Here is a 12,957-nt window from a genome sequence, read left to right as displayed (position 1 = left end):
GCCCGGAGCGAGAGGAGCTGGCGGATGACCGTTCTCCAGGAGGCCGTCGGGGCCCGTGGGCTCGGGCACGCCCGTGAGCCCGGGCAGGGGGTGGAGCCGAGGTCCGCCGGGGGGCACCCGGCCCCGGGCGGGTCGGCCCGGCCCGTTTCGTCGGCCCCGGCCGTTCCGCCGGCCCGGCCCGTCCCGTCCGCCCGGCCCGTCCCGTCCGCCCGGCCCGTCCCGTCCGCCCGGCACCGCAAGCCGCGGCGCACCGTGCCGCCGAGCCTGGTGATGGCGGTGGGGACGGTGGTGTCCCGGGCGACCGGCTTCGTCCGCTCGGCGGTGCTGGTGGCCGTCCTGGGCTCGGGGGTGCTCGCGGACGGCTACAACGTGGCGAACACGGTGCCCAACATCCTGTTCGTGCTGCTGATCGGCGGCGCGCTGAACACCGCGCTGGTGCCCCACCTGGTGCGCGCCGCCAAGGAGTCGGCGGACGGCGGGGCGGCGCACGTCAACCGGCTGGTGACGGTGCTGGTGGCCGCCCTGCTGGTGCTGACGGCCGTGGTGGTGCCGGCCGCGCCGCTCGTCGTCCGGGCGTACACCTCTTACGGCGACGCGCAGTTGGACCGCACGGTGCTGCTGGCGTACCTGTGCCTGCCGCAGGTGTTCTTCTGCGGCCTGTTCACGGTGCTGGGCCAACTCCTCAACGCCCGGCAGCGGTTCGCGCCGATGGCGTGGGCGCCCGTGCTCAACAACCTGGTCGTGATCGGGGTGTTCGGTGCGTACGTCGGACAGCGGTCCTTCTCCGTCGCCGACCTGACGGTGCTGGGCGCCGGGACGACGGCGGGCGTGGTGGTGCAGAGCCTGGTGCTGCTGCCCTGCCTGCGGGCCGCCGGGGTGCGGCTGCGGCCGCGCTGGGACTGGCGGCAGGCCGGGCTCGGCGAGCCGCTGCGGGCCGCCGGGTGGACGCTGCTGCTGGTGCTCAGCGACCAGGTGGGCTACTGGGTGGTGACCCGGCTCTCCACGCTCGCCGGCTCGCAGGCCGCCGCCGCCGGTCTCCCGGGCGTCGGGTACACGGCCTACAGCAGCGCGTACCTGCTGTGGATCGTGCCGCACGGCGTGATCACGGTGTCCGTGGTGACCGCCGCCGTCCCCGCGCTCAGCGCGGCCGCCGACACCCCGCGCGCCGTCCGCGGGATCCTCTCCCGGACCGTCCGCACGATCGGGGTGGTGACCGTCCCGGCAGCCTGTGCGCTGGTCGTCCTCGCGCCGCAGCTGTGCGCCCTCGCCTTCGGCCACGGCCGGACCGGCTCCGCCGACGTCCAGGCCATCGCGGGCATGCTGGCCGCCTTCGCCCCCGGCCTGGTCCTCTACTCGGCCGCGTACGCGCTCACCCGCACCTTCTACGCGCTCGGCGACAGCCGCACGCCCTTCCTGCTCAACCTCCTGCCCGTCGCCGCCACCGTGCTCGGCGCCCTGCTCTGCCACCGGCTGCTGCCGCTGCGCTGGGTCGTCACCGGGATGGCCGGCTGCTACGGCGGTTCCTTCCTGCTCACCTGCGTGGCGGCCCAGCTGCTGCTGCGCCGTCGTCTCGGCCCGCTGCGCGTGCTGGGCGCCCACCTCAAGCTGCTCGCCGCCGCCCTCCCGGCCGCGGCCGCCGCCTGGTGGACCGCCCGCTACGGCCTGCTGCCCGCCGGCGCCGCCCTCGCCGTCGTCTACCTGCTCCTCGCCCACCTCCTCCGCGTCGAAGAACTGTCCGCCCTCACCACGCGATTGCGCCGCCGATGAACCAGCTCTCCGCCGACGTCCGCCACACCCTCGACGTCCTCCTGCCCGACGGCCACCCGCTGCGCGCCCAGATCCCGCACCTGCGCATCCGGGCCCGCTGCGCCTGCGGTTGCACCGTCCACTTCACCGGCCCCGACCCGGCCGCCCGTCCGGAGATCGCGGCCGAGACGGACCTCGGCGAGGACGGCGAGGTCCTCCTCTTCGCCGAGGACGGGCGGCTCTCCCGGCTGGAGGTCTGCTCCTGGACCGACCCCAAGCTCACCCTGGCCGACGCCGCCCGTTTCCTGCGCGGGGAACCAGGCGAGGCGGCCTGATCGTCCTACCGGGCATGCCCACCGTCCTCGTTCTCGGTTTCGACCCGCACAGCGTCCCCGGCATGGACGGCGACGCCGTGCGGGCCGTCCTCGACGCCGAACTCGCCCGCTTCGCCGATCACGGCATCGATGCCGCGATGACCCTGGTCGCCCCCGACGCGACCGCCGAGCCCGCGATCGTCGCGGCGCTCGACGGGCACGGGTGGGACGTCGTCGTCATCGGCGGCGGCATCCGCAAGCCCGAGCCGGCCCTTCCGTTCTTCGAACTCGTCGTCAACCTCGTCCGCCGCCACGCGCCCGGGTCCGCCATCGCCTTCAACACCAGCGGCGCGGACAGCGTCGAGGCCGCCCTGCGCTGGCTCTGACCGGCCCCGGTCCCGTTCCCGGGCAGCCCGGCCGCTCCGGTCAGTGCGCCGGGCGCAGGTCGTCCAGGTCGCGGCGGTAGGCGAGGGCCGGGAGGCCGCCGAGCAGGTACCGGTGTCCGAACCGGAAGCCGTTGCGGACGAGCACGGCCTGCGAGGCGGCGTTGTCGACGGAGGTGCCCGCCGTCAGGGAGCGCAGGCCGTAGGGGCCGGCCGCGAGTCGGCAGACCTCGGCGACCGCGGCGGAGGCGATCCCCCGGCCGGCGGCGGCTTCGGCGACCCGGTAGCCGAGTTCGGCGGTGCCGTCGGCGATGTCGACCAGGTTGACGCGGCCGACGAGCGCGCCGTCCGCGTCCCGGATCACGTGGAACCGGCAGGTGCCCGCGCCCTGTTCGGCGAGCAGCGCGGCGTGCCGGCTCGGGAAGTCGGCGAAGTAGTCGTCCCCACGGTCGGGGACGCTGCGGGCGAAGTACGCGCGGTTGGTGCGCTCGAAGGCCAGCAGGGCTTCGGCGTGGTCCGGGCGGAGGGGTTCCAGGCTCAGCATCCCGACAGTCTGGCCCGCAGGGCCTCGCCGAACCACTCGAATACCTCCCGCAGGCTCTCCGGGGCGGGCCGGCCGTTGACGGTCGCCAGCAGGTGCCAGTAGCGCTCGGCGCGCGGGTCGTCGGCGATCCCGAGGCGGTCGAGCAACCACCGCCGGAGGTCGGCGTCGTCGGGGCGGCCGAAGGCCTCGGCGTAGGCGGCGGTGAGGGAGTCGACGACGGGGTCGGCGGCGGGGGAGGCGGGGGCGATGCCGTCCGCCAGGGCCGTGCCCACCGAGGACCGTACGGTCGCGGTGAGCTCGGTGTGCAGGCCGCCGCGGTCCCCGTCCGCCCGCTCCGCGGCCTGGTGCTCGGCCATCCGGCGCACCGCTGCGCGGAAGTCCGGGTCCTGGACGAGTTCGCCCAGCTCGACCCAGGCCTCGACCTGCTCCGGCTGCGGTTCGTCCGGCAGTTCGGGCATGGCGGAGCGCATCATGGCGACGAACTCGGGGTTGGCGTCGAGGCCGCCGAAGGCCTCGTCGATGAAGTCGTGGACGAGGCGCCGGCGTTCGGCGTCGGAGAGTGCGGCGAGCTTGTGCATGAGTTTCATCTCCTCTGGGGTGGAGCCACGTTGGGCGACCGCGAGCAGCACCGCCCGGCGCAGCCGCAGGGTGCGGATCTGCACCTGGAGCGCCTCGGCGTGCGCGGCGGCGACCTCGTGCAGCGGGGTCTCCCGCTCCAGCACCCGGCGGATCGCGGGCAGGTCGAGGCCGAGCTCGCGCAGGGTGCGGACGAGGTCCAGCCGGGCGAGCGCGTGGACGTCGTAGCGCCGGTAGCCGGCGGAGGTGCGGTCGGTGGGCGGCACGAGGCCGGTGTCGGCGTAGAACCGGATGGTCTTGACCGTGAGCCCGGTGCGCCGGGCGAGGTCGCCGATCGAGTACCGGATGCCGTCGTCCGGGGAGCTGCCGTCCATGGGCACCACTGTGGACTCTCCCCCTACCGGAGACTCAAGTCCGTTGGCAGCCCGCCCCGCTCGGCCCGTCTGCCCGCTCGGCCCGTCTGCCCCGCTCGGGCCGCCTGCCCGCCCGGCCGCCTGCCCGCCCGGCGCTCCGGCCCGCCCCCTAAGGTCATGGCCATGGACGACACTGAGAACGGGGCCTCGATCCGCGTACTGCTGGCCGAGGACCAGGGGATGGTCCGGGAGGCGCTGGCCGCGCTGCTGGGCCTCGAAGGGGACATCGACGTCGTCGCGCAGGTCGGGCGCGGTGACGAGGTGGTGGCGGCGGTGCTGGCGAACGACGTGCGGGTTGCCGTGCTGGACATCGAGATGCCGGGGATGACGGGCATCGAGGCGGCCGCCGAGCTGCGCCGGCAGGCGCCGCACACCAAGGTGGTCATCGCGACCACCTTCGGCCGCCCCGGCTACCTGCGCCGGGCGATGGAGTCGGGCGCCGACGCGTTCCTGGTGAAGGACGCGCCGGCCGCCGAGCTGGCCGAGGCGATCCGCCGGGTGCTGCGCGGCGAGCGGGTGATCGACCCGGCGCTGGCGGCGGCCGCGCTGGCGGAGGGCGCCAACCCGCTGACCCCGCGCGAGCGGGACGTCCTGGGCGCGGCCGCCGACGGCGCGGTGAACGCGGACATCGCCAGGCGGCTGCACCTGTCCGAGGGCACGGTGCGCAACTACCTGTCGATGGCGATCCAGAAGACCGAGGCCCGCAACCGCACCGAGGCGGTCCGGATCGCCCGCGAGAAGGGCTGGCTGTAGCTCCGGCCGGAGCTCAGTTCAGCCGGTGCCGGGCCGCCCGCGCCTCCTGCCGGACCTTGGCGGCGCCGTCCGGGTCGAAGGCGTCCAGGATCTGCGCGTACGCGTCCATCTCCGCCGAGCCGCCGAGGAAGTCCCCGGTGCGGACGAGGAGTTCGGCCCGCTCCAGCCGGAGCTGGGCGGGGTGGCGGGGCAGCAGCAGGGCGAGTTCGGTGGCCCAGAGCTGGGTGCGGGCCTGCTCGGGGCGGTCGGAGGCCCAGACGCGGATGTTGCCGAGCACGCGCAGCACGATGTCCAGGGGCTGGGCCGGGGTGAGCAGGTCGGGAGTGAACTCGTGCCCGGCGGCGGCGACCAGGTCCTCGACGTCCCCGGGGTCGAGCAGCCGCCCGCCGTGGAACGGGTCGGCCAGGACGTAGTCGTCGCCGCCGGTCGGCCCGCCGACGGCGACCACGAAGTGGCCGGGCAGCGCGATGCCGTGGACGGTGAGCCCGGCCCGCCGCCCGACCGCCATCCACACCAGCGAGAGCATGATCGGCAGCCCGCGCCGCCGCCGCAGCACCTCCGGCAGCAGGGAGGACTCCAGCCGCCGGTAGTCCGCCTGCCGCCCGTGGAACCGCTCCCGCCCGCCGAGGACGGCCGCGAGCAGGGCGGCGGTCTCCTCGGGCCCGGCGGGCGCGCGCTCGGCGACGGCCAGCCGGACGGCGGCCGCGTGCCGGTCCAGCGCGGCCTCGCAGGCGGCGAGCAGGGCGTCCACGCCCGGCGGCTCGCCGGGATCGCCCGGGTCGAGCGCCGGCCGGTGCTCGGCGGCGGCGAGCAGGCAGAGCAGCACCGGGTCGGGCTGCTCGGAGCGGGCGGCGGTCCGGAAGCGGTCTCTGCTCTGCTCGGTCACGGTGACGGCGACGGCTTTCGTACGGCGGACGGACAAGACGGCGGACGGGCAAGGCGACGGGCGGACAAGACGACGGGCGGACAAGACGACGGACGGGCAAGGCGACGGACGGACAAGACGACCGGCGGACGGGGCGGGGGACAGACAAGCCGACGGATCGGCCCGAGCGCTACCCCTGGGGAAGGAGGGCGTAGTGGTAAGTGTGACTGGTCGTGAAGCCGAGTCCGTCATAGAGCGCGATCGCCCCCGCGTTCTCCGCCTCGACCTGCAGGTACCCGCCGGTCGCGCCCTCCTCGGCGGCCCGCGAGGCGAGCACCGCCATGACCGCCGTCGCCAGCCCGGCCCGCCGCGCGTACGGCTGCACCTCGATCGCGCCGAAGCAGGCCCAGGCCCCCTCGATGACACAGCGTCCGATCGCCAGCGGTGGCTGCCCGGGCGCTCCCGGCACGGTGGCGAACCAGACCGACGGCCCGCCGTGCAGCACCCGTCGGGCCGCCTCCTCGACCTCCCGGTCGTCGCTGACCCGCCGGTACAGCGACAGCCACGCCTCGTCGGCCGTCCGGGACAGCCGCACCCGGTCCTGCCCGCCACCGGCCCGCGCGAGCCCGGCCAGCGGGCTGGTGCGGACCAGGGTCGGCGCGTACCCGGCGCCCAGCCGGTCGAGTTCCGTGCGCAGCTCCTCCGGCGACCCGGGGGTGATCACCTCGATGTAGGAGGGAAGCCCGCGCTCGGCGTACCAGGCCCGGACGGCGGCCAGGGCCTCCGGCAGCGGCAGCCCCGGGTCCCCGAGAGCCTGGACGGAGTTGGCCCGCCGGGTGAACCCGGCCGAGGCGCGCAGCGTCCACTCGCCGAGCGGCTCCTGCTCGACGGCCGGCCAGCCGCGCCCCGCGATCCGCTGCAGCTCGACCGGCGCGGCGACCGGCAGCGGGGCGCGCCGGACGGGAAACGGCGGCACGACCTTGCCCGCGACCAGCAGCTTCTCCGGCACGAAGACCGGATCCCCCGACCGCGGCACGACCGTCAACCCATGATCGTCCCACGATGTGAGCACGCCGATCGAATCCCGGAACACCGGACGGTCGTCCACGAACTCGGCGAGGCGTCGGACGGACACGCGTCGTCCCACGTCAGAGCGATCTATCCGGACCTCCGGACGGCTGTCGACCGGGTTGCCCGTCGCCATGTGGCCACCTCCTGTGCATTTGCGGTCTCCGACCCGCGATACTAGGGGCGGGCATCGACGACGCCGCGCTCACCGCGCACGCGAGCAGAACAGAACGGGCCACCAGGCCCTTCCGAGGAGGAACGACAGCGTGACCTACGTCATCGCGCAGCCTTGTGTCGACGTGAAGGACAAGGCGTGCATCGAAGAGTGCCCGGTTGACTGCATCTACGAGGGCGAGCGATCGCTCTACATCCACCCGGATGAGTGTGTCGACTGTGGCGCTTGCGAGCCGGTCTGCCCGGTCGAGGCGATCTTCTACGAGGACGACACTCCGGAGGAGTGGAAGGACTACTACAAGGCGAACGTCGAGTTCTTCGACGACCTGGGCTCGCCCGGTGGTGCCTCGAAGCTGGGCCTGATCGAGCGTGACCACCCGTTCATCGCCGCTCTGCCGCCGCAGAACGCCGACCACTGACGATCGGTGGCAACGAAGCTGTGAGCAACGACAGCACGCGCGCGCCGTTCCCGGGCCACCCGGGGGCGGCGCGCCGCGTTTCCGACCTCCTGCCGGTCTTCCCCTGGGACAAGCTGGAGCCGTACAAGACCACCGCCCTGGCGCACCCGGGCGGCCTCTGCGACTTCTCGGTCGGCACCCCGGTGGACCCGGTCCCCGAGCTGATCCAGAAGGCGCTGGCCGCGCACACCGACACGCCCGGCTACCCGACCGTCTGGGGGCCGCTGGAGCTGCGCGAGGCGATCGCCGGCTGGCTGCACCGCCGCCTCGGCGCCGGGATCGGCCCGCAGGCCGTCCTGCCGACCGTCGGCTCCAAGGAGCTGGTGGCCTGGCTGCCGACCCAGCTCGGCCTCGGCCCCGGCGACCAGGTCGCCTACCCGCGCCTGGCCTACCCCACGTACGAGGTGGGCGCGCGGCTGTGCGGCGCCGAGCCCGTCGAGTACGACTCGGTGGACGAGCTGGACGGCTCCCGGGTGCGTCTGCTCTGGGTGAACTCGCCGTCCAACCCGACCGGCCGGGTGCTGGGCGCGGACGAGCTGCGCCGCGCCGTCGAGTGGGCCCGCGAGCACCGGGCGCTGCTGGTCAGCGACGAGTGCTACCTGGAGCTGGGCTGGGAGGCCGACCCGGTCTCCGTCCTGCACCCGGAGGTGTGCGGCGGCGGCCACGAGGGCCTGCTGGCCGTCCACTCCCTCTCCAAGCGCTCCAACCTGGCCGGTTACCGCGCCTCCTTCGTCGCGGGCGACCCGGTGGTGGTCAAGGAGCTGCTGGAGGTGCGCAAGCACGGCGGCATGATCGTGCCCGCGCCGGTCCAGGCCGCGACGGTCGCCGCGCTCGCGGACGACGCGCACGTGGCCGAGCAGCGCGAGCGGTACGCGGCGCGGCGCTCGGCGCTGCGGGCGGCGCTGGAGGCCTACGGCTTCCGGATCGAGCACTCCGAGGCGAGCCTCTACCTGTGGGCGACCCAGGACCGCCCGTGCTGGGAGACCGTGGCCGAGCTGGCGCAGCTGGGCATCCTGGTGGCGCCCGGCGACTTCTACGGTCCGGCCGGCGAGCGCTTCGTCCGGGTCGCGTTCACCGCGACCGACGAGCGGGTCGCCGCGGCCGTGGAGCGGCTGAACGCGGCGCGCTGAGCGCACGCAGCACGCAGCACGCAGCACGCAGCACGCACGCGCGAAGGGCCGGTGTTCCTCCTCGGAACACCGGCCCTTCGGCATCGGGACCACCGCACGCGGGCTACCGCGTCCGGGCCACCGCGTCCGGACTACAACGGCAGGCCGCTGATGCTGCCGCCGTTCACACCGTTCAGCAGCCCGCCCAGCGGGCCGAGCGCGCCGGTGAGGCCGGACAGCGGGTTGTTCGGGCCGAGGTCGGCGCCGCCGAGGCGGTTGGCCGAACCGTGCTCGGCCAGGCCCAGGACGTCGGCGCCCGGGAGGTCGGCCGGCAGGGCGTGCTGCACCGAGCCGAGCGGCAGCGCGCGCTCCACCGAGCCCAGCGGCAGCGCGTCGGTGACGGCGTTGGTGCCGGGGACGGCGCCGGAGAGCTTGCCGGCGCCCGGCAGGGCCTGCGCGACGGAGCCCGCCTGGGAGAGCCCGCCGACCGGGCCGGCGCCGGCGTCGGCGCTGCGGGTGGCCGCGCTCCTGCCCGTGACGGCCTCGCCGAGCTTGCCGGCCAGGGCCGAGGCGACCTTCGGGGTGACGGCGGAGAGCTGGCCGGTGGTGGCGGCGGTCTGGTCGACCGGCGCGGTCAGCGAACTGGCCTTCTCGTTCGCCTCGGGGAGCTGCTGGGCGACGATGTTGCCGGCGGCGTCGGCGGAGGCCGGTACGCCCGCGGCGACGGTGGCCGCGCCGGTGGTGCCGGCGGCCTGGCCCAGCTGGTGGGTGGTGTGCTGCAGGGTGGAACCGGTGTCGGTGTTGGTCAGCTGGCCCAGCGGTGCCGCGAGGTCGCTCTTGGGCAGCAGGGCGTCCCCGCCCAGGGCGGACGCGGAGCCGGCCGCGACCAGCGGGGTCGCTCCGGCCGCCACGACGAGCGCGGCCTGGGCGATCCGGCGCGTGAGGGGGTGAGACATGGGGCTCCTCGAAGGGGTCTGGGTCCGTCCCGTCCGCCCCTGGGACCGGGCGTGGACGACCGGGCGGACGAGGTTGTTACCGCTTGAGAAGCCAGAAGGTTTCGGTCGCTGCAAGGAAAGGTCCTGACCGACCATCGGATCGTACGACCGCAGTGGAGACGACGTCCGGGTCCCGCCGGAGGCCGTGGAACCGGCCCGGCCAAGGGGAGTGACGGTTCTCCGGCCGGGGGAGCGGAACGCGCCGCCGGTCCACCGGGATTGACCGGAATCACCCGTCCGGCGGCAACCCGTACGTCTGTGCGTCAGCCCTTGTCGGGTGCCGCCACGGTGACCTGGACGAGCTTGGTCGAGGTGCCCGACGGCTGCGGCTGCCAGCCGTCCTCCGACTTGCTCTTGCGCCAGATCTTCCCGTCGTAGGCGACCGTCGCGATGCCCAGCTGCTGGGCCTGGGCGACCGCCCAGTGGGCCACCTCCCAGCCGCTCGCCCGCTCGGCGCTCACCCCGCCGTCGGCGCCGGCGTCCGCGGAGGAGGTCAGCGCGGCGGTGGCCGGGTCCGGGGTCAGCGCCACCGCGTTCTCGGCGCCCTTGATGGTCGAGGCGTACCCGGTGGCCGGGGTGACGGTGCGGCCGAACTCCCGGCGCACCCGGTCGGACAGCACCTGGGCCCGGTCCGGCGCCGCGGCCGGGGTGGCGGAGGCGGTGGCGGTCGGGGAGGAGGAGTCACCCGGGTCCGGCTTGGCGTAGTCGTGCACGATGCAGGAGAACGAGGCGGGCTCGCGGCCGGCCAGCGCCGAGGTGAGCAGGGTCGCCTTGGTCTCGTGCTTGGCGTAGGCCTGCGGGTAGCCGCTCTTCTGCACCGCCTGCGCGGCGTCGGTCAGCGGCAGCCGGGTGTAGCCCGGGACCTTGACCAGGCCGTCCAGGAACTTGTTCGTCGCGTACACCGGGTCCGCGATCTGCTCCGGGGTGCCCCAGCCCATCGAGGGCCGCTGCTGGAAGAGGCCGATCGAGTCCCGGTCGCCGCCCGCGAGGTTGCGCAGCTTCGATTCCTGCATGGCGGTCGCCAGCGAGATCGCGGTCGCCCGGTCCGGCAGCCCGCGCGAGCGCGCCACCGCGGCGATCGTCGCGGCGTTGGCGGCCTGCGGCAGCTCCAGGGTGCCGTTGCCGGCCGCGGTCTTCACCGTGCAGCCCTCGGACTCGCCCGGCTTGAAGCCGAACCACCAGATGCCGACCACGGCCAGGCCCGCGACCAGCGCGAGGCCCAGCAGTCCGACGATCACCAACAGCAGCGCGCGCAGCGGCCCGCGGCGGCGGGCGGGCGCCGTCTCGTCGCCCAGCTCCTCGCTGCTCCTCTTCCTGGCCACCGTCGCCCCTCTCGCGCCTGCTCCTTGATCCGACACCGTACCCACTCGGACGGATGTGCGGCGCCCCCCGGTTGCCGAACCGAGTCCCATCCGTGTCACAGAACGTGTCTCCCCGGTGTCGCGGAGGTGTCGCACCGGTGTCACGAGGCGACCACGCAGCGCGCACGGGGCGCGGACTAGGCTGGCGCCATGAGCAGCCCGAACCCGACGCCCCTGGACCTCACCCTCGACGGCGGCACGCTGACCGCCCGGCTCGTCGACTTCCCGTCGGTGAGCGGCGACGAGCAGGCGCTCGCCGACGCCGTGGAGGCCGCCCTGCGCGGCTACCCGCACCTCACCGTGGACCGGTACGGCAACAACGTGGTCGCGCGGACGAACCTGGGCCGGGCCGAGCGCGTCGTCCTGGCCGGCCACCTGGACACCGTGCCGATCGCCGACAACCTGCCCTCGTACGTCGAGGGCGACCTGCTCTACGGCTGCGGCACCTCGGACATGAAGTCCGGCGTGGCCGTCCAGCTGCGGCTCGCCGCCACCCTGCCCGAGCCCAACCGCGACCTCACCTTCGTGTTCTACGACTGCGAGGAGGTGGAGGCCCACCGCAACGGCCTCGGCCACCTCGCCAAGGACCGTCCGGAGTGGCTGGCCGCGGACTTCGCGGTGCTGATGGAGCCCAGCGGCGCCATGGTCGAGGGCGGCTGCCAGGGCACCCTGCGGGCGCAGATCCGGCTCAGCGGCGTGCGCGCCCACGCGGCCCGCAGCTGGCTCGGCGACAACGCCATCCACCGCGCCGCCGAGGTGCTCACCCGGCTCGCGCAGTACCAGCCGCGCCGGGTGGAGATCGACGGCCTGGAGTACCGCGAGGGCCTGAACGCGGTCCGGATCGACGGCGGCGTGGCCGGCAACGTCATCCCGGACGAGTGCGTCGTCACGGTCAACTTCCGCTACGCGCCGGACCGCAGCGAGGCGGACGCGGAGAAGCACGTGCGCGAGGTCTTCGACGGCTTCGAGCTGACCGTCACCGACTTCGCCCCGGGCGCCCTGCCCGGCCTCTCCCAGCCGGCCGCGCAGGCCTTCCTGGCGGCCACCGGCGGCCAGGCCCGGGCCAAGTTCGGCTGGACGGACGTCGCCCGGTTCAGCGCGCTGGGCGTCCCGGCGGTCAACTACGGCCCCGGCGACCCGAACCTCGCGCACAAGCGGGAGGAGCACTGCTCGCTGAGCGCCATCGCGGAGACCGAGGAGTGCCTGCGGGCCTGGCTGACCGACTGAGCCCCGCTCCCGGGCAGCCGATCCGATCAACGGTCGAACGCCATCTTCCGGTTGCCCAACCGACCTTCCCCCGTTGCCTGAAAACGGGGGAAGGCGGGCGTAGGGTTTCGTCATGACAGGCACAGGAGACGAAAAGCAGTACGGACACGGCCCCGAGCAGGTCGGCGTGCCGCGGAAGAAGAAGGCCTGGCCCGAGAAGCAGAAGGGCCCGGTGCTGGTGCGCCGGGACCAGGTCGGCACGAGCACCACGGACCAGCGCCTGCTGGACACCACCGGGCCGACCGACTGGCTGCACACCGACCCGTGGCGGGTGCTGCGGATCACCTCCGAGTTCGTCGAGGGCTTCGGCGCCCTCGCCGAACTCCCGCCCGCGATCAGCGTCTTCGGCTCCGCCCGGACCCCGGCGGACTCGCCCGAGTACGAGGCCGGCATGGCCATCGGCCGGGCCCTCGCCGAGGCCGGCTACGCGGTGATCACCGGTGGCGGCCCGGGCGCGATGGAGGCCGCCAACCGCGGCGCCTCCGAGGCCGGCGGCCTCAGCGTCGGGCTCGGCATCGAGCTGCCCTTCGAGCAGGGCCTCAACGAGTTCGTCGACCTCGGGCTGAACTTCCGTTACTTCTTCGTCCGCAAGACGATGTTCGTGAAGTACGCGCAGGGCTTCGTGGTCCTGCCCGGCGGCCTCGGCACCCTGGACGAGCTGTTCGAGGCGCTCACCCTGGTGCAGACGAAGAAGGTCACCCGCTTCCCGGTGATCCTCTACGGCACCGCGTACTGGGGCGGCCTCTTCGAGTGGCTGAAGAACACCCTGGTCGCGCAGGGCAAGGCGGCCCCGCACGACCTGGAGCTGTTCCACATCACCGACGAGGTCGACGAGGTCATGAAGATCCTCGCCGACGCCCGCCGGCCCGTGAACGAGATCTGACGGGATCCGGCGCGAGCGGGCCCGCGAGCGAGCCGAAGGGGCGCCGCCG

Annotated in this window: 14 protein-coding genes; 8 read left to right on the top strand and 6 right to left on the bottom strand. The window is 74.5% G+C overall.

Annotated features, from left to right (window positions below; translation table 11 throughout):
- Window positions 1-24 precede the first annotated feature (24 nt).
- From murJ to ACIGG8_RS01155, 3 genes are read left to right on the top strand one after another with little or no spacing between them, the layout of a single operon-like run.
- Window positions 25-1,767 carry a murein biosynthesis integral membrane protein MurJ gene (gene murJ / locus ACIGG8_RS01165; RefSeq protein WP_396544579.1) on the top strand — a complete coding sequence of 581 codons (1,743 nt, stop codon included), beginning with the start codon at window positions 25-27 and terminating at the stop codon, window positions 1,765-1,767.
- Window positions 1,764-2,081, top strand: coding sequence for a hypothetical protein (locus tag ACIGG8_RS01160; RefSeq protein WP_396544577.1), 318 nt, complete (start codon window positions 1,764-1,766; stop codon window positions 2,079-2,081). The genes murJ and ACIGG8_RS01160 overlap by 4 nt, the downstream gene beginning before the upstream one ends.
- A 14-nt stretch (window positions 2,082-2,095) precedes the next feature.
- A complete protein-coding gene (locus tag ACIGG8_RS01155; protein ID WP_396544575.1) occupies window positions 2,096-2,446 on the top strand; it encodes a hypothetical protein in 351 nt (116 codons plus the stop codon).
- A 40-nt stretch (window positions 2,447-2,486) separates the two neighbouring features.
- On the opposite strand, the gene ACIGG8_RS01150 is transcribed toward ACIGG8_RS01155, so the two are convergent.
- Together ACIGG8_RS01150 and ACIGG8_RS01145 are read right to left on the bottom strand one after the other, a co-directional pair.
- A complete protein-coding gene (locus tag ACIGG8_RS01150) occupies window positions 2,487-2,987 on the bottom strand; it encodes a GNAT family N-acetyltransferase (protein WP_350522148.1) in 501 nt (166 codons plus the stop codon).
- The gene (locus ACIGG8_RS01145; RefSeq protein WP_396544573.1) at window positions 2,981-3,937 is read right to left on the bottom strand and encodes a MerR family transcriptional regulator; all 957 of its coding nucleotides are present in this window, start codon (window positions 3,935-3,937) and stop codon (window positions 2,981-2,983) included. The genes ACIGG8_RS01150 and ACIGG8_RS01145 overlap by 7 nt, the downstream gene beginning before the upstream one ends.
- Before the next feature lie 162 nt (window positions 3,938-4,099).
- Between ACIGG8_RS01145 and ACIGG8_RS01140 the strand changes: the two genes are divergently transcribed.
- On the top strand, window positions 4,100-4,729 hold the full coding sequence (locus ACIGG8_RS01140; protein WP_396544571.1) for a response regulator: 630 nt from the start codon (window positions 4,100-4,102) through the stop codon (window positions 4,727-4,729).
- A 13-nt stretch (window positions 4,730-4,742) separates the two neighbouring features.
- Here ACIGG8_RS01140 and ACIGG8_RS01135 read toward each other — a convergent pair whose 3' ends face one another.
- Together ACIGG8_RS01135 and ACIGG8_RS01130 are read right to left on the bottom strand one after the other, a co-directional pair.
- The gene (locus ACIGG8_RS01135) at window positions 4,743-5,615 is read right to left on the bottom strand and encodes a transglutaminase family protein (protein ID WP_396544569.1); all 873 of its coding nucleotides are present in this window, start codon (window positions 5,613-5,615) and stop codon (window positions 4,743-4,745) included.
- A 169-nt stretch (window positions 5,616-5,784) separates the two neighbouring features.
- Window positions 5,785-6,729, bottom strand: coding sequence for a GNAT family N-acetyltransferase (locus ACIGG8_RS01130; protein ID WP_396544567.1), 945 nt, complete (start codon window positions 6,727-6,729; stop codon window positions 5,785-5,787).
- A 199-nt stretch (window positions 6,730-6,928) separates the two neighbouring features.
- Here ACIGG8_RS01130 and fdxA point away from each other — a divergent pair, with 199 nt between their 5' ends.
- Window positions 6,929-7,255, top strand: coding sequence for a ferredoxin (gene fdxA / locus ACIGG8_RS01125; RefSeq protein ID WP_030061559.1), 327 nt, complete (start codon window positions 6,929-6,931; stop codon window positions 7,253-7,255).
- 20 nt (window positions 7,256-7,275) lie between these two features.
- The gene (gene dapC / locus ACIGG8_RS01120) at window positions 7,276-8,424 is read left to right on the top strand and encodes a succinyldiaminopimelate transaminase (protein WP_396544565.1); all 1,149 of its coding nucleotides are present in this window, start codon (window positions 7,276-7,278) and stop codon (window positions 8,422-8,424) included.
- 131 nt (window positions 8,425-8,555) lie between these two features.
- On the opposite strand, the gene ACIGG8_RS01115 is transcribed toward dapC, so the two are convergent.
- Window positions 8,556-9,359, bottom strand: a complete 804-nt coding sequence (locus ACIGG8_RS01115; protein WP_350522142.1) for a hypothetical protein — start codon at window positions 9,357-9,359, stop codon at window positions 8,556-8,558.
- Window positions 9,360-9,661: 302 nt separating this feature from the next.
- Complete coding sequence (locus ACIGG8_RS01110; protein ID WP_396544562.1) at window positions 9,662-10,720, bottom strand: hypothetical protein; 1,059 nt, start codon at window positions 10,718-10,720, stop codon at window positions 9,662-9,664.
- Window positions 10,721-10,909: 189 nt separating this feature from the next.
- On the opposite strand from ACIGG8_RS01110, the gene dapE reads away from it, so the two are divergent.
- Window positions 10,910-11,986 (top strand): succinyl-diaminopimelate desuccinylase, encoded by a 1,077-nt coding sequence (gene dapE / locus ACIGG8_RS01105; protein ID WP_396544560.1) that lies wholly within the window; start codon window positions 10,910-10,912, stop codon window positions 11,984-11,986.
- A gap of 112 nt (window positions 11,987-12,098) precedes the next feature.
- Entirely contained in the window at window positions 12,099-12,908 is an 810-nt protein-coding gene (locus ACIGG8_RS01100; RefSeq protein ID WP_350522139.1) for a TIGR00730 family Rossman fold protein, read from the top strand.
- Window positions 12,909-12,957 lie beyond the last annotated feature (49 nt).

Origin of the sequence: Kitasatospora sp. NPDC085464 (genome assembly GCF_044541955.1) — a bacterium.
In the GTDB taxonomy this organism is placed as follows: domain Bacteria; phylum Actinomycetota; class Actinomycetes; order Streptomycetales; family Streptomycetaceae; genus Kitasatospora.
Note: the sequence above shows the minus strand (reverse complement) of the source record. Positions and strands in the feature narration are given on the sequence as shown.